This window comes from Gilvibacter sediminis, from assembly GCF_028561565.1.
Classification (GTDB): domain Bacteria; phylum Bacteroidota; class Bacteroidia; order Flavobacteriales; family Flavobacteriaceae; genus Gilvibacter; species Gilvibacter sediminis.
Map to the genome: position 1 here is coordinate 75,284 of NZ_JAQQTE010000001.1, position 23,565 is coordinate 98,848.

Below are 23,565 nucleotides of genomic sequence, written 5' to 3' on the forward strand. Positions count from 1 at the left end.
TTATGCAAGAGGCAGCTTTTAAAAAATGGAATCTATTGTTGGGCTGGGGCGTTTTTGGCGTTTCGCTTATCGTTTACATCTTGACCTTAGAACCCACTGCCAGTTTCTGGGATGCCGGAGAATACATTACTACAGCTTCTAATTTAGAGATCGGTCACCCGCCTGGAGCGCCGCTTTATCAAATGTTAGGGGCCTTCTTTTCTTGGTTTGCCATGGAACCGGCCAATATTGCCTACACCATCAACCTGATGTCTGCCTTTGCCAGTGCCTTTACCATTGGATTGATGTTTTGGTCACTGACCATCCTGCTAGTCAATGTTATCGGCAAGGAAAAACTCAGCACTAGCGGCACTGCTGTCGCGGTATTGGGGAGTGCAGCCGTTGGTTCACTAGCCTTTGCTTTTACCGATAGTTTTTGGTTCAATGCCGTGGAAGCCGAGGTGTACGCCATGGCCAATTTGATTTTGGCCGTCCTGTTTTACTGCGGATTGCGTTGGGAACGTGAAATGAACAAACCAGGCGGAGATCGTTGGGTGATACTCATTTCACTCATTGTGGGGCTTTCCTTTGGAGTTCACTTTATGGGACTATTGACCATCCCGGCCATTGGTTTCCTGTACTATTTTAAGAATACCAAGAAGATTACGGTTAAGAATTTCATCTTAGCTAATGTGGTGGTTGTGGCAATTTTACTGTTCATCTTTAAGCTGCTTTTACCTTTGAGTATGAAGCTCTTTAGTGGTTTTGAGATCTTCTTTGTCAATCAAATTGGATTGCCGTTTAACTCTGGAACCATCATTGCGGCATTGCTTTACATCGGGATCTTTTACTACATCCTGAAGTTTACTCGTAAAAAAGGATACGCCAAACTCAACACTTTAGCGCTTTGTGTGCTTTTCATTTTTGTTGGATTCTCTAGCTGGCTGATGTTGCCCATCCGTGCCAATGCCGGAACAGTGATCAACGAGAACAACCCGAACAACGCTCGCGAGCTATTGGCTTATTACAATCGTGAGCAATATCCGGAGACGCACCTGTTCTACGGGCCGCAGTTCACTGAAGACTATGCCGGTTTAGACCCAATCACTCCTTACGTGGATGACAAGCCTAAGTATGAAAAGAACGAGGAACTAGGCCGCTATGAGATTGTAAACAATTACAAACTCGCCAAACAAAATACAGACGATCGTCACAAATCCATCTTCCCGAGAATGTGGAGTATAGAGCACAGCGCCAATTACTTGGCCTATACAGACGGTCTTGATTTTAGCATTAAACGCGAATACCTCAGTGAGGAGGTGATCCGTCAAGAAGTAGCTCAGTTCAAGGAAGCATACCGCTTGGGCTACGTAGATGCTGAAGGTTATCACCGCTTCCTCAAAGAATTTGCTGGTGTATTGGATATTGAAAAACCGAGCTTTAGTGACAATTTGCAGTTCATGTTCTCCTACCAGTTCGGCTATATGTACGGCCGCTATTTTATGTGGAATTTTGCCGGACGACAAGACGACATTCAAGGCCAAGGAACGGTCTTGCACGGAAACTGGATCAGCGGTATTAAATTTATAGACGAATGGCGTCTAGGTCCACAAGACAACCTACCCAGCGATGCTTTAAACAACAAAGGTAGAAACACCTACTTCTTCCTCCCGCTTTTGCTTGGACTCCTAGGGATCTTCTTTATTGCAAGTAAAAACCCAAAGTATTTCTGGGTGCTTTTGGTGTTCTTCCTCTTTACGGGAATCGCCCTTAAAGTGTACCTGAATGAAAGGCCTTTTGAGCCGCGTGAGCGTGATTACGCCTTGGTAGGCTCCTTCTATATGTTTGCTATGTGGATAGGCTTTGGTGTCTACGCTCTTTTTGATCTGATCAAGGAGTACAGCACGCCTAGAATTGTTGCGCCTTTGGTAGTGGTTATTGGAATGTTGGCAGCGCCCGCCCTGTTGATCTCTCAAAACTGGGATGATCACGACCGTTCAAACCGTTACACAGCTAACTCCATGGCGAAGATGTATCTGGATTCCTGTGATGAGAATTCCATACTCTTTACCATTGGTGATAATGACACCTTTGCGCTTTGGTACGCCCAAGGAATAGAAGGATACAGGCAGGATATACGTACGGTCAATACGAGTCTGTTCCAAACGGATTGGTATATAGACGATATGAAAAAGGCCGCCTACACTAGTGCCCCGATACCGTCACAAATGACCCATGCTCAATACAGAACAGGAACCCGTGATTTTGTCTTTGCACAAGAAGTAACTGAAGAGCCTGTCAATATCAAAGAATGGTTGAATTGGATTGTCTCTGATGATCCGCGTACCATGGTGACGCTACCCGATAACAATCAGAAGATAAGTACCTTCCCGTCAAAGACGGTGCGTATTCCAGTAGACAAAGAAACCGTGCTGCGCAACGGTATTGTTGATCCTAAGGATGCCGACTTGATAGTACCTTATATTGACATTAAGCTCAACGGTGATGTGCTTTACAAGAATCGTTTATTGATGCTTGATATCATTGCCAACAACAACTGGGAACGTCCTATTTACTTTACCGGTGGTAGCTTTGGTGATGACGATTATCTGTGGATGAAGGATTACCTGCAGTTAGATGGTGTGACCTATAAATTGGTTCCTATCAAAACTCCACGTGACCCTGAGAACCCTTATGAAATGGGACGCATCAATACCGATAAGATGTATGATATTGTCACCAAATGGGATTGGGGTAATAGCGGCAGTGAAGACATTTACCACGACCCAGAAACCCGCAGAAATGCTTTGACCTACCGTTCAAACATCTCGCGCTTGGCAGACAGCCTCATAGTAGAAGGCAAGAATGACAAAGCCAAAGTGGTGCTGGATCTGGCCATGGAAAAAATGCCCGTAGAGAAGTTTGGCTTCTACACCATGCTAGACCCATACATTAGAGCATATTACGCTATTGGAGAAAATGAAAAAGCACGAGAGATCTTTAAGCAAGTCTCCGAGAAATATCAGGAGCAATTGATCTTCTTTGATCAGTTCAGCCCAAGAGAACAAGACCGATTGGTCTCTGAGATCCTCACTAATGTGGAGCGATACAGAGCCTTAGTGTATCAATTGAACGTTCCCGGTGAAGATGAGGACTTTGTGGAGCAAGAGTTCATGACCTTCAATTCTTATCTAGAGAAATTCAAGGCCTTGTATATCCGTCAAGGTTTATTTGATGATGATACAGACGATCTTGACCTCTATGAGGATGAAGATCCATTGCTTATGCCGGCAGACACTTCAGGCCTCGACAGCCTTGACGCAGAAAGCGAGCAATAACACAATGAAATATACAGTCAAATCTCCAAAGGTGCTTCAGATGCTTTATCCGAAGCGCCTTTGGCGTTTAGACCCCACAGAGAAAGTCATTTATTTGACCTTTGATGACGGACCGATCCCAGAGATCACTCCGTGGGTCATGAACACTCTGGAAGCTTTTGATGCTAAAGCGACCTTCTTTTGTATTGGAGATAATGTCCGCAAACATCCTGAGGTATATACAGACCTACTCCAAAAAGGACACCGTGTAGCCAATCACACCATGCACCACGTTAAGGGTTGGAAAACACCCTTGCTGGATTATTTAAGAGAAACCGAGAGCTGTCATAATCTCATGGAAGCAGCAAGCGGTGATGCTGAAGTAAGCAAACTGTTTAGACCTCCCTACGGACAGCTGCGCTCCAATCAATCCAAGGCGCTACAAAAGAAAGGATACAAAATTGTGATGTGGGACGTGCTCTCTGCGGATTTTGACCTGAATCTATCCCCAGAAAAGTGTGCGGAAAATGTTATCAAACATGCAAAAGCGGGCAGTATTGTTGTGTTTCACGACAGCCTAAAAGCGGCACCGAGGCTCCAAGTGGCCTTGCCAGCGGTTTTAAAAGAATTTAGTAAGCGGGGGTTTGCGTTTAAATGTATTCCTTAACCAGTCCGATCAAGGTATTTGCGTCTTGCTCACCGCTTTGACGCCATTTCATTTCGCCGTTCTTGTAAATCATCAAGGTTGGGAGGCCTTTAACGCGCAGGGCGTCAGCCAATTCCTTGTTCTTGTCCACATCGATCTTGATCACTCTAGCCTTATCGCCTAGAGCCGCTGCAACATCGCGCAGCACCGGATGCATGGCCGTAGAGGGCTCGTTCCATTCGGTATAAAAATCGAGGAGTACAGGAATGTCGGCTTCTATTAATTCTCCAAATTTTGACATATGATTCCCGTATGAGATTGGTGATCAGTATTACAAATATAGTGTTTTAGGGCAACTATGCTGTTTTAGGCCCTTTTTTAAGGGTTATCACAGAGACTTCTGGCCAGATTCCAACGCGCCCTGGATAGCCAATATATCCAAATCCACGGTTCACATTGATGAACTGTCCAGCCTCTTCATAAATGCCTGCCCATTCGTCATAGCGCCACTTTACTGGACTCCAACGCACCCATCCTGGAATCTCAATACCAAACTGCATCCCGTGGGTATGTCCGCTTAGAGTCAGGTGAAAGTGATTCTCATGCGGAATGACCTCAGCACGCCAATGAGATGGATCGTGACTCATCAAGATCTTAAAGTCGTCGGCACCAACTGCAGCTACGGCCTTTTGCAGATCTCCTGCCTTTTTGAATCCGCCTTTACCCCAATTCTCAACCCCAATAAGGGCCAAGCGCTGTCCGTCGCGCTCCAAGAATCGGTGCTCGTTCAAAAGCAGGTCCCAACCCATTTCTGCTTGGATGTTTTTGAGCTCTTCCAAGTTCTTCTTTTTATCCTCTGCATTGGGCCAGTTGTAGTAATCTCCATAATCGTGATTACCCAAAACAGAATAGACACCATCTTTAGCCGTCAGTGTGCTAAATACTTTTTTCCACGGACGCATTTCTGCGGCCAAATCATTGACCAGATCCCCAGTAAAGAGAATGACATCACTCTTTTGCTGATTGACCAAATCAACTGCATACTGAACCTTCTCAGCATTACTAAAACTACCCGAATGAATATCACTGATCTGAGTAATGGTGTAGCCATCAAAGGCTTCTGGCAGGTCTTCAAAGGTCATTTCATATTTCAAGACCTTATAATTATATCGCCCTTTAAACATTCCGTAGAGCAAGGCCCCAAAAGGAATGGCAGCCGCACCTAAGGCTATGGTGCTGATGAATTTACGCCTGGAAGGCATGTAGAAACTACCTTCTTGACTCGCGAATTTAGAATATAAGCCCACCGCAATCCGCACCAAGTCCTCTCCTAGCAGCGCGATAACCAAAACAAAAAGCTTGGGCATAAAGACCGCAATGAAAGTTCCAAAGCTATACATTCTAAGCGGTGTCATGATCCGATTGCCAGACATGGCCGTGATCTGATAAATGAAAAGCCCTAAGATTATTAGAGAAACCCCGAAGTAAGCTATGTGGATCCAGCGGTTGCTGGTAACGGTTTTAATGGCTTGAAAAGTGTATACGTCAACCGCCAGATAAATGGCGATAAAGATGATCCATCCTATATTCATAAAAACAAAGATACTGGCTTTGAGGCCCTTGTTAAAAGGCTTCACTTTTTTTTAACGGTTTTCGTAACTTCACGTGCAAAACTACCGCATGTACCGATCACTGCTTGGATACTTCCTGCTGGCCTTCATTATTGGCTGCACCCCTCAAGGTCCAGAGCCCGCTAAACAAGAGCAAAAACTAACTTCTTACGTCAACCCTTTTATTGGAACAGGCGGCCACGGACACACCTACCCTGGAGCCACCCTGCCCTTTGGAATGATGCAACTAAGCCCAGACACGCGCCTAGATGGTTGGGACGGTTGTAGTGGATATCACTATTCAGACGATTATATCTACGGCTTCTCTCACACCCACCTCAGTGGGACCGGAGTTAGTGACTATGGAGATCTCTTGTTGTCCCCAACCAATTCATTGAACTTTAATAATGGTGCCAACGGATTGGCTGGCTACGGTTCCAAATTTTCTCATGAGAATGAGATCGCTTCTCCAGGTTTTTACCAAGTAAGACTGGATGACACCAAGGTTACCGTGAGTCTAACCACCAGCGAACGCGCGGGTATGCACAAATACGAGTTTGACAAAGACGTGCGTCAATTCATTGTGATTGATCTAGATCACAGAGATAAACTTCTAGAATTTGACATGGAGCAAATCTCCACTACGGAGTTCAGTGGGTATCGATTCTCTGAGGCCTGGGCCACAGACCAGCGCCTGTTCTTTTATATTAAATTCTCCAAGCCGGTTAAGCAATCTACCTATTTGAGAAACGGGTTGAAAAAGCGCAAAGCCGCTCTAGAGTTTGACAAAAATGATGAAGAACCCCTTTATGTGACCGTAGGAATCTCTGCGGTGGATGAGGAAGGGGCAAAAGCCAATGCCGAGGCCGAAGTAGGTGAACTCACCTTTGATCAACTCCGCGCTCGAGCAGAAGCTAAATGGGAAGCACAACTGCAAAAGATCGTGGTTGAAAATCAAGACGAAGAAGCGCTTTTCAACTTTTACACCTCGCTTTACCACAGTATGCTCGCACCTAATTTGTATCAAGATGTGGACGGCCGTTATCGCGGGATGGATTTAGAGGTTCATCAAGCAGATTTCAATTATTATACGGTTTTCTCCTTATGGGATACCTACCGCGCCGCGCATCCGCTTTATACCATAATCGAGCAAGAGCGCACCAACGATTTTGTGAAGACCATGTTGGCCAAATACCAAGAAGGCGGGATCATCCCCATTTGGGATCTGAGCGCCAATTACACAGGCTGTATGATCGGCTATCACGGAGTTCCCGTCATTGCAGACGCCTACATGAAAGGATTACGTGATTATGACACCGATTTGGCTCTAGAAGCCATGAAACACAGTGCTACCCGTGATCATTTGGGCCTTGAGGGTTACAAAGAGTTTGGTTATGTCCCGATGGAGCAAGAGAGTGAATCTGTGTCCAAGACGCTAGAATACGCCTATGACGACTGGACCATTGCGCAAATGGCCAAGGCCATGGGCAAGAAGAATGATTACAACTATTACATCCGCAGGGCTCAGAATTATAAAAATGTGTTCAACCCTGAGACTGGTTTTATGCAAGGCCGATTCAGAAATCAATGGTTCACTCCTTTTGATCCTTATGAGGTCAACTTCAATTATACCGAGGCCAATGCGTGGCAGTACAGCCTGTATGTCCCTCAAGACATTAATGGTTTGATTCAGCTTATGGGTGGCCCTGAGGCTTTTGAAGACCATTTGGATCAGCTCTTCACAGCCAAAACAGAAACTTCAGGGCGTGATCAGGCAGACATTACAGGTCTTATTGGTCAATATGCACACGGAAATGAACCGAGTCATCATATGGCCTACCTCTATAATTTTGTCGGCAAGCCTGAGAAGACTCAGAAGTACGTCCAAGAGATAGGTACTACCCTTTACACCAACACGCCAGATGGAATTTCCGGCAATGAAGACTGCGGACAGATGAGCGCTTGGTATGTATTTAGCGCTTTGGGATTTTATCCCGTCACCCCGGCGAGCAATCAGTATATCATTGGGACTCCGCTTATGGAGAAAGCGACGATCAACTTGGAAAGCAGTAAAAGTTTTACGGTCATTGCCAACAATTTTTCTAAAGACAACCCATATATCCAAGCGGTTCGTTTGAACGGAAAACCTTTAGATCGATCCTATCTATGGCATGAAGAATTGACCGATGGCGGTTGGATTGAATTTGATATGGGACCACAGCCAGGAACTTGGGGCACCACACCGCAGGAGCTCCCTATAGCTAAAATCGATGATCAATTAGTCGTTACACCACCGTTTATCTCCGCAGGTGACATCGCCTTTAAAAATCAAACAGAAGTTAGCTTGCAGAATATCAATGATGAGGCAGTGATCTTCTATAGACTCAATGAGGCGGATTTTGCTGAGTATACCACACCTTTTACTGTTAGTGAAGATGCGGTTTTAGAAACCTACGCGAATTTAAACGGACAGGAAAGTCCAGTGCTGAGAACGCCTTTTTACAAGGTAGATCCCAGCCGAAGCATTAAGTTAGAATCTGAATTTGCCAATCAATACAATGCCGGTGGCAATGACGCCTTGATTGACGGCATTAGAGGAAGCGAAGACTTCCGTACAGGTGCGTGGCAGGGCTACCAAGATCAAGATGTGATCGCAATTGTAGATCTGGGCAGTGTAAAAGCCATTGATTCTATCAAAGTAGGCTTTTTGCAAGACCAAGGCAGTTGGATCTTTTTACCAACGGAGGTGGAATGTTATGTCTCTGACAATCCCAACAGCTTCAATAAAAACCTACCGCCTGTAAAATTTGATTCCGCTACACGTAACGACGAGAGCGAAATCGCGTCGGCAGCATTTAGCATGAACGGCTACAGCGCGAGATACGTAAAGATTGTAGCCAAGAATTTGGGCGATCTACCCGAATGGCATCTCGGAGCGCCTTACCAGGGAAAAGCTTGGATATTTGTAGATGAAATAGCAATTGATTAAACAACCACTATGAAACGCAGAACCTTTTTAAAGAACACCTCCTTAGGAAGTTTAGCCTTGGGAATTCCAGCCGCGGCAATGAGCTGTGCAGACAACACCCAAGAAGCCCAAGCAACAGAAACCGGACCGGGCGGCCCCTTGGTTTTAGCCACTTGGAATGTCAACAATGCTACAAAAGCCGCTTGGGAAAGCCTGAGTGCTGGAAACTCTGCCTTAGACGCTGTAGAGGCGGGTTGTAAAATTGAAGAGGCCGATGTAAAGAATTCCTCTGTCGGCAAAGGTGGCCTACCTGATCGGGATGGCAATGTGACCTTAGATGCTTGTATCATGGATCACACCGGCAATTGTGGCTCTGTGGTCTTTCTCAAAAACACTACCCACGCCATTACCGTGGCACGTTCTGTAATGGAAGATACTCCGCACGTTATGCTTGCAGGAGAAGGTGCAGAGATGCACGCCAGAGCTATTGGACTGGAAGCTGAAGATCTGCTCACTCCAGAATCTCGTGCCGCCTGGGAGAAATGGAAGGAAACCTCTCAATACAAACCCATAATCAATATTGAGAACCACGACACCATTGGCATGTTGGTCATGGACAAGGACGGAACCCTTGCTGGAGGATGTACCACCAGTGGTCTGGCTTATAAAATGCAAGGCCGTGTGGGAGACAGCCCTATTATTGGCTCCGGACTCTTTGTGGATAATGAAGTTGGAGCTGCCGTAGCTACTGGATTGGGTGAAGAAGTAGTAAAAACTGTTGGAAGTTTTTTGATCGTGGAGCTGATGCGCCAAGGGAAATCTCCCCAAGAAGCTTGTGAAGAGGCCATAAAGCGAATCGTTTCAAAACCCGGAAGTAACTATAAAGACTTCCAAGTGGGTTATATTGCAATGAATAAAAAAGGTGAGACGGGTTACTACGCAATCCACAAAGGTTTTTGGGCTACTGAGCACAACGCTACCGAAAATAAAAACTTTGAGTCCGACTACTTTAATAAAGAAGCCTAAGACCAGACTTTAAAACAATCGCAGAAATTAGACCGCAGTGTCTTCCTACTTTTAGAAAAGGTAAAACCCTGTATTTCAAATAGAAGTCAAAAATTTATTACGGTTTAGCCGTAATAATTTATTATCTTTGAGTTACATAAGTAGGTTGATACCTTCGGGTAATCGATCAAATTTGGGGCGAAAAGCTGTCATTTATGGCAGCTTTTCTATTTTCTGCATTCATCCCCAGTATTTCCAGGTGCATTCACTAAAAAAACAGCCGCACTAACTAAAAAATTAGGCCCAAACGAATTAGTTTCAGTAGCTTAACGCGAGTTTTAGAAGATATGTCACTTAAAATTCTAATTGTAGAGGACGAACCGCTCATTGCGGTGACCATAGAAACGGCACTGGAAAAACAGGGCTATTTGGTCATTGGAGATGCAGATAGTTATGAGACTGCCGAAGAGATCTTATTAAAAAATTCGGTAGATCTGGTCCTTTTAGACATTCAATTAGACGGCGAAAAGGATGGGATCGATCTTGCAGCTCATTTGGATCAGCACAATATCCCTTATTTATTTCTCACTTCTCAAACCGACCCAAACACCATTGATCGTATCAAAGAGGTACACCCATTAGGTTTTATTGCCAAGCCATTTACAGAATCTGGCTTGAGAAGTAATATTGAACTGGCCTGGCATCAGCTTAAAAAGAAAACGCCACCCGCGCCTTTGATCATAAGGGTCAATGGCCGTACGCACAAGGTCGCCAAAGAAAACATTAAGTACCTCAAGGCCTATGACAATTACTGCTATATCATTACCGAGCATGAGACCTATTTGTTACCGCATACCCTAAAAAAACAAATGCAAGGTCTCACAGATGATCGTTTTGTTCGCATTCACCGTTCTTATGTGGTGAATATTGATCAGGTCACCGCGGTGACCAAAGACAGCGTATTACTGGGTGAAGAAGACTTACCCATGAGCGCTAAAAACCGTGCAGAAGTAGAAACTTTGATGAGTCAACGTTAAATGAAATTTACCACTACCCCCAAGACGCTTATCACATTGCATTTCATACTGATCCTGTTTACAGGTTTAGGGTATGCGCAATCGGTAAGTCCAGAAAGATTAAAACAGCAAATAGACAGTATCCTTGAGCTTCCCCAAGAGCAGATCTCAGACGCCTCTTACGCTTTATCACGATCCTACATCCGCAGTAAAGATCCAATACGAGTACATCAAATCATGGACTCCATTACGGACCGGCCAGGGATCATGATCAATACCAATTTAAATTTTGCGCCTTTTTATTTGCGCAAAGGAGATGTGGGAGCTTCTTTAACATTGCGAAAGCAAAGTCTTGCAATGTCTGAATCTTATGGTGAGCCAGCATTGATCTTTGACTGTTTATCCTCCTTGACCGCTCACTACATCAACGTTGCCAAGGCAGATTCTGCTTCTTTGTACAACAATAGAGCAGAAAATATCCTAGCCCAATATCAAGACATTCCGAGAGATCTCTATGAGGTGGTGTATCGCATGCGCTCTGATATAGAGCATATTTTGGGTAATTATCAGGCCCAAGGGGAATACTTAGAAAAGGCGTGGAGTGCCATTGCCGATATTCCCAAGCATGGAAGAAGAGGTTTTTTGTTATTTCTGATGGTGGACTTTTACAAGCAAGTGGATCAAGTGGACCGCTTGGCTTATTTCACGGAGCAGCTTTCCGCCTACTATAAAGAAAAGACGTTTAACACCCCAGACTATCATTTACCCATAGATCAAGTATTGCTCAACGACTCCTCTGAGAAGGCCATTGCTAACTTGGAGAACATCATTAAGGTATCTGACAGCCTTTCCAACTACAATGCACTTTCTGTTTGCACCATTGCCTTGTCTCGTGCCCTTTTAAAAGCCGGACAGCCAGAGCGAGCCCTGCCCTATCTAAATAACACTATTGAAAAACTCAATGCTGCCAACTATTTATACGGCAATACCAGCGAGCGCCAAATGCTGCAACGCGTGTATTTAGCCATGAACGATTATAAAGGCGCCTACAACATACTTTTAGATCAAAAAGCTATGGAGGACAGCCTTAGAAACTCTGAGGTTCTGGCTAAGATCGCTGACTACGAGGTAAAATATCAAACTCAAGAAAAAGAGCTTGAACTGCAACGCACCGAGGCGAATAAGAAGTTTTTGACCGCCCTTCTTTGGGCGGGCGGGATCGTGCTGTTGCTGGTCCTCTACTTCTTTTTCAAGAACCGTCAAAAGAACAAGATACTAGCGCGTCAAAAATCACTTTTGGAAACCACTTTGGATGAAAAGAATGTCTTACTCAAAGAAATTCATCACCGTGTGAAGAACAGCTTTCAAATTGTGTCTTCTCTGCTGTATCTGCAATCAGAAAACATTCAAGACAAAGAAGCGCAACTCGCCATAAAAGAAGCACAAAACAGAGTGCGTTCTATGGTACTTATTCATCAGAAGCTCTACAACAAGGATCAATTGGTAGGCATCAATACCAAAGAGTATTTTGAAGACTTGACCCGTGATATCTTTGAATCCCATCAGTTTAAAAGTAAACCCATCAAATACGCCACAGACATCAAACCTATGGTGCTGGACATTGAAACCATCACACCAATTGGCTTGATCTTGAACGAGCTCATCACTAATGTGCTCAAACATGCCTTTCCTGAGGTAAACGATACCAGCGAGATGCAGCTGCGTTTTGATCAAAAAGGCGATGCGCTAGTATTAGAACTGCAAGACAACGGTCAAGGCATGCCAGAAGAAGTTGCAGAAAGTTCCTTTGGAATTAAGCTGATGAAAGCACTTTCTAAGAAGCTGAAGGCCAATTTAACCTTTAGCCCAGGACCTAATCAAGGTACGCTTGCCAGCCTGGAAATTACCAAATTCAACTTGCTAAGCTAGTTTCACTAAAAATTTGACGGCCTTCACTAAAAATTATTGGGTAAGGCACTAAGCGACATTACTTTAGGTATCAGAAAAGGTCATCCCCACCTTTTTTTGCCCTACCTACCCCTGCTTTTGCTACGGTAAACATTCAAAACACAATCGCATGAAACGAATTTTACCCTTAGTGATCCTTGCCTTTGCGGCTCTTGATCTTCACGCCCAAGTTGGGATCAACAACATCTCACCAAACGCCAGTTTAGACATAACTGCAAGTAATCAAGCTACACCAGCGAATACGGACGGATTATTAATTCCTCGGATCGATGCCTTCCCATCTTCAGATCCAGCCACAGCGCAACACGGCATGTTGGTTTATCTCACAACTACAGACGGGGGAAATCCACCAGGATTCTACTTTTGGAACAACGGCACCACCTCTTGGGACAGTATTTCCGGCAGTGGAGCCGAACAGATCAATGAACTCACAGATGGTATTGCTGATGGTTCCTCTTTGTACTTAGGTGCGAGTTCTGGTTTGAATGATGACGGAGCTAACTCCAATGTAGGGGTTGGACTCTTTAGTCTTTCCAACAATACCTCTGGGAATTCCAATACCGCCGTTGGATCGCTGGCAATGATCAATAACACCACAGGTTTTGGAAATACAGCAGTCGGAAGACAGTCACTCCCCACCAACACTACTGGAAACGACAATACCATGATCGGGTTTCAAGCCGGTCTAAGCAGCACAACAGGAAGTCAAAACGTTGGTGTGGGTTCTTTTAGTTTGGATGCCAACACAACAGGAATAAATAATACAGCTATTGGTTATGCTAGTTTAAGCCAAAACAACACCGGAACACTAAATACTGCCATTGGTAGCACTGCACTTGCTGGAAATACGGACGGCACTCAAAATGTGGGAATTGGCAGCGGTGCGCTGACCGCTAATATCAGCGGGGACTTCAATGTTGCTTTAGGAAATAATGCGCTTTCTGGACTTGTCAATTCAGACTATAATATTGCCATTGGGCGCTCTGCAATGTCTGCCAGTTCTACCTCAACAGACGCTGATCATAACGTCGCTATTGGTTACAGGGGCTTGGCTAATTTGACCGAAGGAGAACAGAATGTCGGAATTGGTGATTACGTCATGGAATCCGTTACGAGTGGAAGTTTCAATGTGGCTACTGGCGCATCTGCTCTTCGTGATATAACCACTGGGCAACGCAATATGGTTTATGGATATTCTGCTGGAAGAAATATCACCTCAGGAAGCAACAACACCTTTATGGGAAATCAGGCTGGAACAGCAAATGAAACTGGAACTTTTAACACCATGCTGGGTAGTTTCGCTGGACTTACAAATCTAGGTTCAAATAATGTTTTCCTAGGAGGTTCAGCCGGAGGATCGAACGTTTCTGGATCTGGCAATGTCTTTATTGGAACTGCCGCAGGTTCCAATGAAACTGGGTCCAACTTATTGTACATAGACAATTCAGGGATAGTGGACCCTTTGATTTGGGGGGACTTTATATCCAACGATCTCCGCATAAATGGTCAACTTCAAGTAGGGAACCCATCCGGGACGGGGTATGAATTACCCAATACTGATGGTACCGCTGGCCAAGTATTGAGAACCAATGGTTCCGGGAGCATTTCTTGGGCTGACTTTAGCGCGTCAACTACAAACGGCTTATCAACGATCAGTTCAAGCGTTGGCCTAGGAGGAACTTTAGCACAGAATACCACCATCAATCAAGGGTTTTATGATCTAGAATTTAATCTGAATTCATCTGGAAGTTTTATTATATCAGATTCGGGAATTGATCATTTTGAGATGGACGGACTTGGAAATATGTATGTCGGAGGGGAAACCTATTGGCGCAACACCACCACAAGTGGAACTAATGTGGCAAGAATGTACAGTTCGAGCGGCTCCGGCACCTTGGACCTGTATGGAACTGGCTCAATAAGCACCAGAATTTCCTCTAATAGCAGCTCTTTCTTCAATGGAGGTAATGTTGGGATAGGAACTTTTTCTCCGAACGAATTATTGGATGTAGATGGCGCAGATGCCAACGGTTTTATCGCCGAGATTTACAACAGAAGCTCATCAACCAATGCTGATGGTTTAGCAATACGAATCAATAATACCTCGGTGTCGACCAGTAATTTCTTTATCGCATTCTATAGTTCAGGCAGCACAATAAGAGGACGCGTAACGGGGAATGGCCTTGGAGGCCTCTTATACAGCACGACCTCGGATGCGCGTTTAAAAACAAATTTCAAAAATGTTGAAGGAGCCCTAGCCATGATTTCTAGAATGAATCCACAGTGGTACGAATACAAGAACCATTTAGGACATCAAGAAATGGGCTTTTTGGCGCAAGAACTTCAAAAGGTATACCCAAATGCTGTAGCCGGCAGTCCCGACAGTGATCCTGAAACGGAACCCATGATGGTAGACTACGCCAAGATAACTCCAATACTCACCGCAGGTATCAAAGAACTCAATGAAAAGGTACAAGCACTTGAAGCAGAGAATGCCCAATTAAAGGCACAGTTGAATCAATATGCAGCACTTGAAGCGCGAATTGCGGCTCTTGAAGGAAGTGATAATTCCAACAAGACTGACGCTCCTGCGGTTTCAGAAGAATAGTCAACAATAGTGCTCATGCATTGTTGTGTTTTGAGAAGAAAAGCCGCCGTGGGGAGCGGCTTTTTTTTATTTTGATGTTAACCTTTTGAGTTTGACGATAACCAAAGGAAAACCGTCGACATGAAATCATTATTAAGCCTTCTAGGCCTTTTCCTGTTTGCCACCTCCCTTTACGGGCAAGTAGGAATAAACAATGTTTCCCCAAACGCCAGTTTAGATATTTCAGCTTCTGATGCGACCGATCCATCCAACACCGATGGGATCTTGATTCCTCGCATTGATCAGTTTCCAACTACAGATCCTGGAGCCGCCCAAAACGGTATGCTCATTTATTTGACCACTGCAGACGGCGGTAATCTCCCGGGCTTTTACTTCTGGAATAATGGAACCACCACTTGGGAAGCCGTCGGTGACGGTGCAGGCCAGATCAATGAACTCTCAGATGGAGTTAATGACGGTTCTTCTTTGTTTTTAGGAAATGGTGCTGGTGCTAATGATGAGGGTGGCAATAACAATGTGGGAATTGGCGAGCAAAGCTTAAGCGCTGTGAACACCGGAATCAACAATACTGCTGTAGGCTTTGGGAGTCTGCGAGCAGATACTTGGGGAAGACGAAACACTGCGATCGGGTTTTCGTCAATGATCACCAATACAACTGGAGGTAGCAATACGGCTATAGGCTCTCAATCTATGTTCTCCAATACTACGGGTACTGTTAATATAGCAATTGGTACAAATGCACTTTACTATAATGATGTAGGTGCTTGGAACGTAGGTATTGGAGGAAACTCTATGTTCAATATTTCTGGATCATCCTTATATAATATATCAATAGGCGGAAATTCACTTGTTGGTGCTAATGCTGGCGTTTCGACCTCGAGAAATATTGCGATTGGTTTCGAAAGTTCAAGAAACATCGATACGGGTGCGGACAATATAGCTATAGGCTATCAAGCGCTTAGAACTAACTCCACGGGTAGCTTCAATGTAGGTATTGGTAACGGAGTTTTACGAAATAGTACAACAGCCAATTTTAATACGGCCATTGGTTATAATGCAATGAACGGTAATACCACTGGAAGATTAAATGCAGCTGTGGGCTATAACGCTCTGACTTCTAACACTACTGGGATAACAAATGCAGCCTTTGGGTATCAGGCAATGGTAAATAACACCACAGGAAGCTCTAATACAGCTTTCGGGTCGCATTCATTAGACGGAATAACAACAGGTGGAAATAATACCGCTGTTGGATACGCTAGCGGTTCCTCAAATATTCTCGGTATTAACAATACCTACTTAGGATCAGGTTCTGGTTCCAATACAAATACGGGCTCAAGGAACACTTATTTGGGTGCATTCACGGGAAGCGAAGCACCGGGAGATGGAAATGTCTTTATTGGTTACAGTGCCGGATATTTTGAAACAGGATCCAACCAATTACACATTAGTAATTCAATTACATCAACTCCTCTAGTGTTGGGAGATTTTACCCTTGGAACATTTAGAATCAATGGTACACTTACAGTAGGTAATCCCGGCAACGGGTATGAATTTCCTTCAATAGATGGAACACCAAATCAAATTTTGAAAAGCACTGGTGTAGGATCTCTCATTTGGACAACCGCCGCCAGTGCTGTCTCCCCTAGAAACGGAGTTGTGGGAATTGGTTCTGGAATTGGCTTAGGCGGAACACTAACACAAACTACAAGTATAGATCACGGCATTTATGATTTGACTCACGATTTAACTTCATCGGGTGACTTTGCTGTTGCGGCCAGCGGCACGCGCTTTTTTGAAGCAACCGCAGGCTCGTTATTAAATATAGGCGGAGACACTTACTGGAGAAACGGATCCACTACCGCAACGGTTACCGGACGTTATTACGATTCCAGCGGAGCAGGGATCTTAGACCTTTACAACAGTAGTGTGCGCACAAGGATCAATAGTAATGGAGATTCCTTTTTTAACGGCGGAGAAGTTGGTATCGGGATGACCAGTCCAAACAACCAATTGGACGTAACGGACAATACCACCACCTATGTGGGTGATTTTTACAATACAAACACAGGAGTTTCTTCTGACGGGATCAGCGTGCGCTTAGCCGCTTCGTTGCCTACCACTGGAGCCTATTATGTAGGCTTCTTTAGAAACGTCGGGGTGACTGTTGCCGGACGCGTTGCAGGAACCTCATCGGGAATCGGGGTGCAGTACGTGACTACTTCAGACGCACGTCTTAAAACCAACTTCCAAGAGGTAGACGGCGCTTTGAGTATGATCTCAGAGATCAATCCGCTTTGGTATGAGTTTAAATCCAACCGAGGCTATCAAGAAATGGGCTTTTTGGCGCAGGAACTCAATACCGTTTATCCCTATGCAGTTTCAGGTGAGGAAGACAGCGATCCAGAAACCAACCCTATGATGGTAGACTACGGGAGAATCACTCCTCTACTAACGGCAGGAATTCAAGAGCTGGAAGAAAAGGTCATCAACTTAGAGGAAAATGTGGCTCAGTTGCAAGCTGAGAATGATGCGCTAAAGGCATCGATTGCGCAATATCAAGCTTTAGAAGCGCGCATCGCAGCATTAGAAGGAAACACCTTAGAAAAAAATAATCAGGCCTCAATCAGTGCCGAAAAATAAACCACAACGTACAATGGGATGAACGTTGTGTGTTCGTAGAAAAGTCGCCATGGGGAGCGGCTTTTCTTCTTTTTAGTCCCTTTGGTTTCCAAGCATAATGGTTCATAACTTTTACAGGTACAACGCCTCGGTTTTTGTACCTTTAAACGCAACAACGAACCACAATTATGTCCGATTCCAAAAGACTGTTCTTAGTCGATGCTTACGCCCTGATCTTTAGGGGATATTACGCCTTCATCAAAAATCCACGTGTGAACTCCAAAGGAGAGAATACCTCTGCCATAATGGGCTTTATGAATTCACTTTTGGATGTGATCAAGCGCGAACGCCCGGACCATTTGGCGGTTTGTTTTGACAAAGGCGGTAGTGACGTCCGCAATGAAATGTTTGCAGACTACAAGGCCAATCGGGATGAAACTCCAGAACCTATTCTATTTGCAGTTCCCTATATCTATAAGATCCTAGAGGCCATGCACATTCCCATCATGGTCAAGGCGGGATTTGAGGCTGACGATGTCATTGGAACCCTGGCCAAAAAAGCAGAAAAAGAAGGCTATCAGACCTTTATGGTGACCCCAGATAAGGACTTTGCCCAATTGGTAAGTGAGAACATTTTTATGTACCGCCCAGTTTTTGGTGGCGGATATGAGACTTGGGGTGTAGAAGAAGTTAAAGCCAAATTTGAAGTTGATGATCCCTTACAGGTCATTGATTATTTGGGGATGATGGGAGACAGTGCAGACAACATTCCTGGGCTTCCCGGAGTGGGTGACAAAACAGCCAAGAAATTTATCAAGCAATTCGGCTCTATGGAGGGGCTTCTGGCCAATACCGATCAGCTTAAAGGAAAGATGAAAGAAAAGGTTGAAGGCGCCAAAGAATTAGGCCTCATGTCTAAAGAACTCGCCAAGATCTTATTGGATGTTCCTGTGGAATTTGACGCAGAAGACTTTGAGATGTCAGAACCGGATACCGAAGCGGTCAAGGCAATTTTTGAAGAGCTGGAATTCAGACGCTTGATCGATAATTTTCTAAAGACCTTCAATCAGCAAGCCTCAGAAACTTCTTCTAGTTCAGAGCAACCGAAGCCTGCTGCTTCTGCGGGTGCTACCAAAACTGCGGGTGCTGGTCAGTTTTCCCTTTTTGATGCTCAAGGCGATACTCCAGCAGCGGCTGCGACGAGCTCCAGCAGACAAACTGCTGCAGTGGCGGATCACTTTTACCAAAGTGTGGATACAGCATTAGGAGTTACACTTTTGATAGACAAACTCCTCAAGCAAAGCAGCGTTTGTTTTGATACCGAAACCACTGGTTTAGATCCTTTGGTTGCCGAATTGGTTGGAATTGCTTTCTCTTGGGAGGTGGGCAAGGGCTATTATGTTCCTTTCCCTGCTGACCAAACAGAATGTCAAGATTTGTTGGAGCGATTCCGTCCGTTTTTTGAATCCGAAGGGATAGAAAAGATCGGGCAAAACTTAAAATACGACATCAAAGTGCTGGCCAAATATGACATGCCTGTATTAGGACCACTCTTTGACACCATGCTCGCGCATTATTTGATCAATCCAGACATGCGCCACAATATGGATGTGCTGTCTGAGACCTATTTAAACTACACGCCGATCAAGATCGAAGAGCTCATCGGCAAAAAAGGAAAGAATCAACTTTCTATGCGAGACGTTCCTCTGAGCAAACAAACTGAATACGCCGTAGAGGATGCCGATATCACCCTCCAACTCAAACAACATTTTGTTCAAGAGTTGGATGAGGCCAATACCCAAAAGCTCTTTAAAGAGATCGAACTGCCGTTACTGCGCGTGCTCGCTTCTATGGAACTGGAAGGAATCAACTTGAACAAAGAGTTTTTAGCCGAACTTTCATCGGCCTTAGATACTGATATCAAAAAATTAGAGGCCGACATTTACGAGGCTGCTGGGGAAGAATTCAACATTGCCTCGCCCCGTCAATTGGGTGAGATCCTCTTTGGAAAGATGCAATTGGTAGACAAACCCAAAAAGACCAAAACTGGTCAGTATTCTACCGCAGAAGACGTACTTTCTTACCTGGCCAAGGATCACAAGATCATTCGTGATGTTTTGAGCTATCGCGGACTCACCAAACTCAAAAGCACTTATGTAGATGCACTGCCGCTACAAGTTTCTGAGGTAAGCGGAAGGGTTCATACTGATTATATGCAAACTGTGGCCGCTACCGGTCGTCTGAGCAGTAACAATCCCAATCTGCAAAACATTCCGATCCGTACCGAACGCGGACGCGAAGTGAGAAAGGCGTTTGTCCCTAGAGATGAAGAGCACGTTTTACTCGCGGCGGATTACTCGCAAATTGAACTGAGAATCATCGCTGCCTTGAGTGAAGAAGACAATATGATTGAGGCCTTTAATAAAGGTGAGGACATTCACACCTCAACAGCTGCCAAGGTGTTTGGTGTTGATCCTAGTGAAGTGACACGTGAGCAACGTTCCAACGCCAAGACGGTCAACTTTGGAATCATCTATGGAGTTTCTGCTTTTGGTTTGAGCAATCAAACCGATCTCAACAGGACAGAAGCTAAAGAGCTCATTGAAACCTATTACAAGACCTACCCGAAGCTCAGAGACTATATGGGCGCCCAAGTGGATTTTGCACGCGACAACGGCTATGTACAAACGGTTTTAGGCCGACGTAGATACCTAAAGGACATCAACAGCCGCAACGCCGTGGTTCGCGGGGCTGCTGAGCGTAACGCAGTGAACGCACCTATTCAAGGAAGTGCAGCGGATATCATCAAAATAGCGATGATCAACATCCACAAAAAACTAGAAGCAGACAATTACAAAACAAAAATGCTGCTTCAAGTGCATGATGAATTGGTGTTTGATGTATACAAACCCGAACTGGAAAAGGTCAGTGCTATGATCCGCACAGAAATGGAAGCTGCTTATAAATTGGCAGTTCCTTTAGTTGTGGATATGGGCCTCGGCCAAAACTGGCTCGAAGCCCACTAATTCTTAAAGTACAAAGCGGTAGGTCGCTTTGATCAAAAAGGTGTTCTGCGGTCTCTGTTGCAGCAGTTGATTGTCAATAATGGTATTGAAATCATTGCTCGGATCACCCAAGCCCGTTATCCCTTGTGACCAGACTAAAAAGATCTCAGAGCCCGGAATATACTCCCAACGCAATACCAGGTTAGATCTAAACTGTACAAAGGCAAAGTCGGGATCGCCAAAGGCGTAATCTGTAGTGCCGTCTCGGTCCTCATCCACAGAATACAAGCCATCAGCAAAGGAGATCTGCTGCTCGTCAAACCAAGTCACTCGCTGGCTGAGTTCTTCTGCAGTAGCATCGTTTACATAGTTAAAATTCGTAAAGCTCGCTTTGAATATAAACGGCTGTCCGTAGTACTGTATCGTCAAGTTTGGATTGATGTTGTAATTCACTCTTAAGGTTGTGCTCAAAGACTCATTATCAATCTCTCCAAGAATATAACGCGGCGTTTCACCAAAGGATGTTTGGGTTACGTATTGCGTTTTATTCGGATTCTGCTCGTACTCCACATTCAAAGACGCGCTGAGCGAGTTAATGGGCTGATAGCGCAAGCGCAAAACGTATCTTCTAAACTGGAAATCCAGATTGTCTGCATCAGAATGCACATAACCTAAGGTTCCGCTGAGTCGTTTACGCTGATCGGTTCCGGAGAAAACAAAGAAGAAGTTCTCATCAGAAAAACGCCAGCGTGGACCTCCACGTAAAAAGGTATTCGTGTAAATCCGCGGCTTGTGGGCAGCACCTATTTCTGTAAACCAGTTGTTCTTCCAGTTCACAAAACCGTTGATCTCGTATTGGATGCGGTTGTAATTCCCCTCAAAATCATAAGAAGTGAATTGATTGACTCCCACATTCGCTTCGCGAAACCAAGAGGTAGGTCGGTTCCAAAAGCGGCGAACGTTCGCGTATTGGCGAATATCATCTGCTTGCCGCAAAAACCCAATGTCATTCAGCTCCAGTTCCGGGGAGCGGAAGTTTCCACCAAAATTATAACGCCAGTCCCCACTTTGACGCCCAATCTCAAATCGACCTGAAGTTCCACTCAGGCTGGTTCTCGTGGTATCCACCGCCACGTGCCCTGCATCTACACGTTGAAAAAGGTGGGTCAAGGAGCGCTGGGTTCTGGTTATGGCTTCTTTGCTTCCACGCACCGTACTCATCACGGCGCTTCCTTCTACATAATACTTTCTGTCCTTCCAATTGTGCTTAAAATCCAAGCCGCCTGAATAGGCATGAGAATGCAGGAAATTCAATCGGTCTTCCATATTGCGATGCGTCGCAGTAAAGATTCCACCGATATACGAGTTACGATCATTAAAGTCCTTCTGTACGCGACCTACAAAATAATTGGTCAAAGGTTCCACGACCTCTTCCCGCTCCTCTCCAAGCTCGTCAATACTGGCCAAAACGTCCTCATCATCTGTTAAGGTGATCTCTGCCACCGAGCGAGCAGTTACACTTTCCAAAACTCCAATAGCCCAACCGTCTTTGGTCTTCCCACTGAACTTGGCAGCACCTAGAATGGTTGAATTGATCGGCACATCGGCAAATTCTCCTCTGGAGGCTCTCGCAGTTGTTCCACCCTGCGGGCTGCGCCCAATTCGGCGGGAGAAAAACACATTGTCTGCTCCACCACCCAATCTAAAATCAAAGACGTTCTTGTTCTCTACAAAGAAAGGTCTGCGCTCTTGAAAGAAGATCTCAAATCCATCTAGGGCAATAGCCCCAGGATCTGCGTCTACTTGACCGAAGTCTGGATTGATGGTAAGGTCTAAGGTAAGATCATTGGTCACCCCGATCTTGGCATCCAATCCCCCGGTAAACTTGGTGTCTTGACCATCTCTAAATGGGTTTCCTTGCACGGGCTCATAGGTATCTAACTGTGCAAGCGTATAAGGTTGTATTTCTAATTGTTTCTGCGGAGTGAGTCCGATAAGGCCTCGTAACTCTCCAAACTCACTCACCCAGCCGGGCGGGTTTGCCGGTAGTGGCTGCCATAGGGAACGCTCTTCATTATTAAAATAGCGACGCGTAGATTGAAGGCCCCATACCTGTTCATAATCGTTTCCAAAGCGAAGCTGACTCAGCGGGATGCGGATCTCTGCCGTCCACCCTTCATCATCAACATTAACATCGGTATACCAAATAGGGTTCCAACTGTCGTCAAAATTACCATTCTCTGAAATGAACTCATCCCCTTTCACGCCACTGGCAGAAATGGTAAAACTGAATCCGGAGCGATCATCTCCAAAACTGTCTAAATTGATCTCCACCCAATCTCCTGGGAAGTCGTCACGACGTCCCATTCGACGCTCAATGGTAGCAGGATCTTCTTGATAACACTTAAAGGCTACATATAAGTTCTTCTGATCGTAAATGATCTTCATCTTGGTTTGCTCGGTAGGCGGTGTGCCTACATCCGGTTGGAATTCCACATAATCTGTAGTCCACTCTACCAGATCCCAAGCCAGATCATCTATCAGTCCGTCAATTTTGGGAGCGGCGGTATCTCCAATGGAAGTAGTCGTGTAGGAGCGTTTTGGATAAGTAGTGTCCTGCGCAAAAAGAGCGCTTACAGCCAATAGAGAAAGGGCTGCGGTTAGTGAAAGGGTACGCAACATTGTTAGTTAGTTTGACTAAAGGACATCCAATAGTCAGGAACGTGACAGTTTTTAAGATTTTTTTAATAGAAGTTTAACGATTCGACCTGTTTTTCGACCTCGCTACGCAACCATTTGGGAGGTGCTGTACAATATAAGT

The 23,565-nt window shown here is 45.0% G+C and carries 12 protein-coding genes; 9 read left to right on the forward strand and 3 right to left on the reverse strand.

The features are described 5' to 3' along the window. Positions 1-2: 2 nt before the first annotated feature. Together POW22_RS00305 and POW22_RS00310 are read left to right on the forward strand one after the other, a co-directional pair. Positions 3-3,317: a glycosyltransferase family 117 protein gene (locus POW22_RS00305; protein ID WP_272830366.1), complete on the forward strand. Its 3,315-nt coding sequence runs from the start codon at positions 3-5 to the stop codon at positions 3,315-3,317. A 4-nt stretch (positions 3,318-3,321) separates the two neighbouring features. Then, the gene (locus POW22_RS00310) at positions 3,322-3,963 is read left to right on the forward strand and encodes a polysaccharide deacetylase family protein (protein ID WP_272830367.1); all 642 of its coding nucleotides are present in this window, start codon (positions 3,322-3,324) and stop codon (positions 3,961-3,963) included. Here the strand turns inward: POW22_RS00310 and POW22_RS00315 are convergent. After that, positions 3,947-4,243, reverse strand: coding sequence for a thioredoxin family protein (locus POW22_RS00315; RefSeq protein WP_087523466.1), 297 nt, complete (start codon positions 4,241-4,243; stop codon positions 3,947-3,949). The genes POW22_RS00310 and POW22_RS00315 overlap by 17 nt on opposite strands. A gap of 55 nt (positions 4,244-4,298) precedes the next feature. Beyond that, positions 4,299-5,534: a metallophosphoesterase gene (locus POW22_RS00320; protein WP_272830369.1), complete on the reverse strand. Its 1,236-nt coding sequence runs from the start codon at positions 5,532-5,534 to the stop codon at positions 4,299-4,301. A gap of 88 nt (positions 5,535-5,622) precedes the next feature. Here POW22_RS00320 and POW22_RS00325 point away from each other — a divergent pair, with 88 nt between their 5' ends. The 7 genes from POW22_RS00325 to polA all read left to right on the forward strand — a co-directional run bounded on the left by POW22_RS00325 (position 5,623) and on the right by polA (position 20,765). Then, positions 5,623-8,541, forward strand: coding sequence for a GH92 family glycosyl hydrolase (locus tag POW22_RS00325; RefSeq protein ID WP_272830370.1), 2,919 nt, complete (start codon positions 5,623-5,625; stop codon positions 8,539-8,541). Positions 8,542-8,550: 9 nt separating this feature from the next. Next, positions 8,551-9,546 carry an isoaspartyl peptidase/L-asparaginase family protein gene (locus tag POW22_RS00330; protein WP_272830371.1) on the forward strand — a complete coding sequence of 332 codons (996 nt, stop codon included), beginning with the start codon at positions 8,551-8,553 and terminating at the stop codon, positions 9,544-9,546. Positions 9,547-9,872: 326 nt separating this feature from the next. Continuing rightward, complete coding sequence (locus POW22_RS00335; RefSeq protein WP_272830373.1) at positions 9,873-10,562, forward strand: LytR/AlgR family response regulator transcription factor; 690 nt, start codon at positions 9,873-9,875, stop codon at positions 10,560-10,562. Beyond that, positions 10,563-12,470, forward strand: a complete 1,908-nt coding sequence (locus POW22_RS00340) for a sensor histidine kinase (RefSeq protein WP_272830374.1) — start codon at positions 10,563-10,565, stop codon at positions 12,468-12,470. A gap of 148 nt (positions 12,471-12,618) precedes the next feature. After that, positions 12,619-15,117: a tail fiber domain-containing protein gene (locus POW22_RS00345; protein WP_272830375.1), complete on the forward strand. Its 2,499-nt coding sequence runs from the start codon at positions 12,619-12,621 to the stop codon at positions 15,115-15,117. A gap of 120 nt (positions 15,118-15,237) precedes the next feature. Continuing rightward, positions 15,238-17,760, forward strand: coding sequence for a tail fiber domain-containing protein (locus POW22_RS00350; protein ID WP_272830376.1), 2,523 nt, complete (start codon positions 15,238-15,240; stop codon positions 17,758-17,760). Between the two features lie 167 nt (positions 17,761-17,927). Then, on the forward strand, positions 17,928-20,765 hold the full coding sequence (gene polA, locus POW22_RS00355; protein ID WP_272830377.1) for a DNA polymerase I: 2,838 nt from the start codon (positions 17,928-17,930) through the stop codon (positions 20,763-20,765). A 3-nt stretch (positions 20,766-20,768) separates the two neighbouring features. Here the strand turns inward: polA and POW22_RS00360 are convergent, their stop codons facing one another. Continuing rightward, positions 20,769-23,426: a DUF5916 domain-containing protein gene (locus POW22_RS00360; protein ID WP_272830378.1), complete on the reverse strand. Its 2,658-nt coding sequence runs from the start codon at positions 23,424-23,426 to the stop codon at positions 20,769-20,771. Positions 23,427-23,565 lie beyond the last annotated feature (139 nt).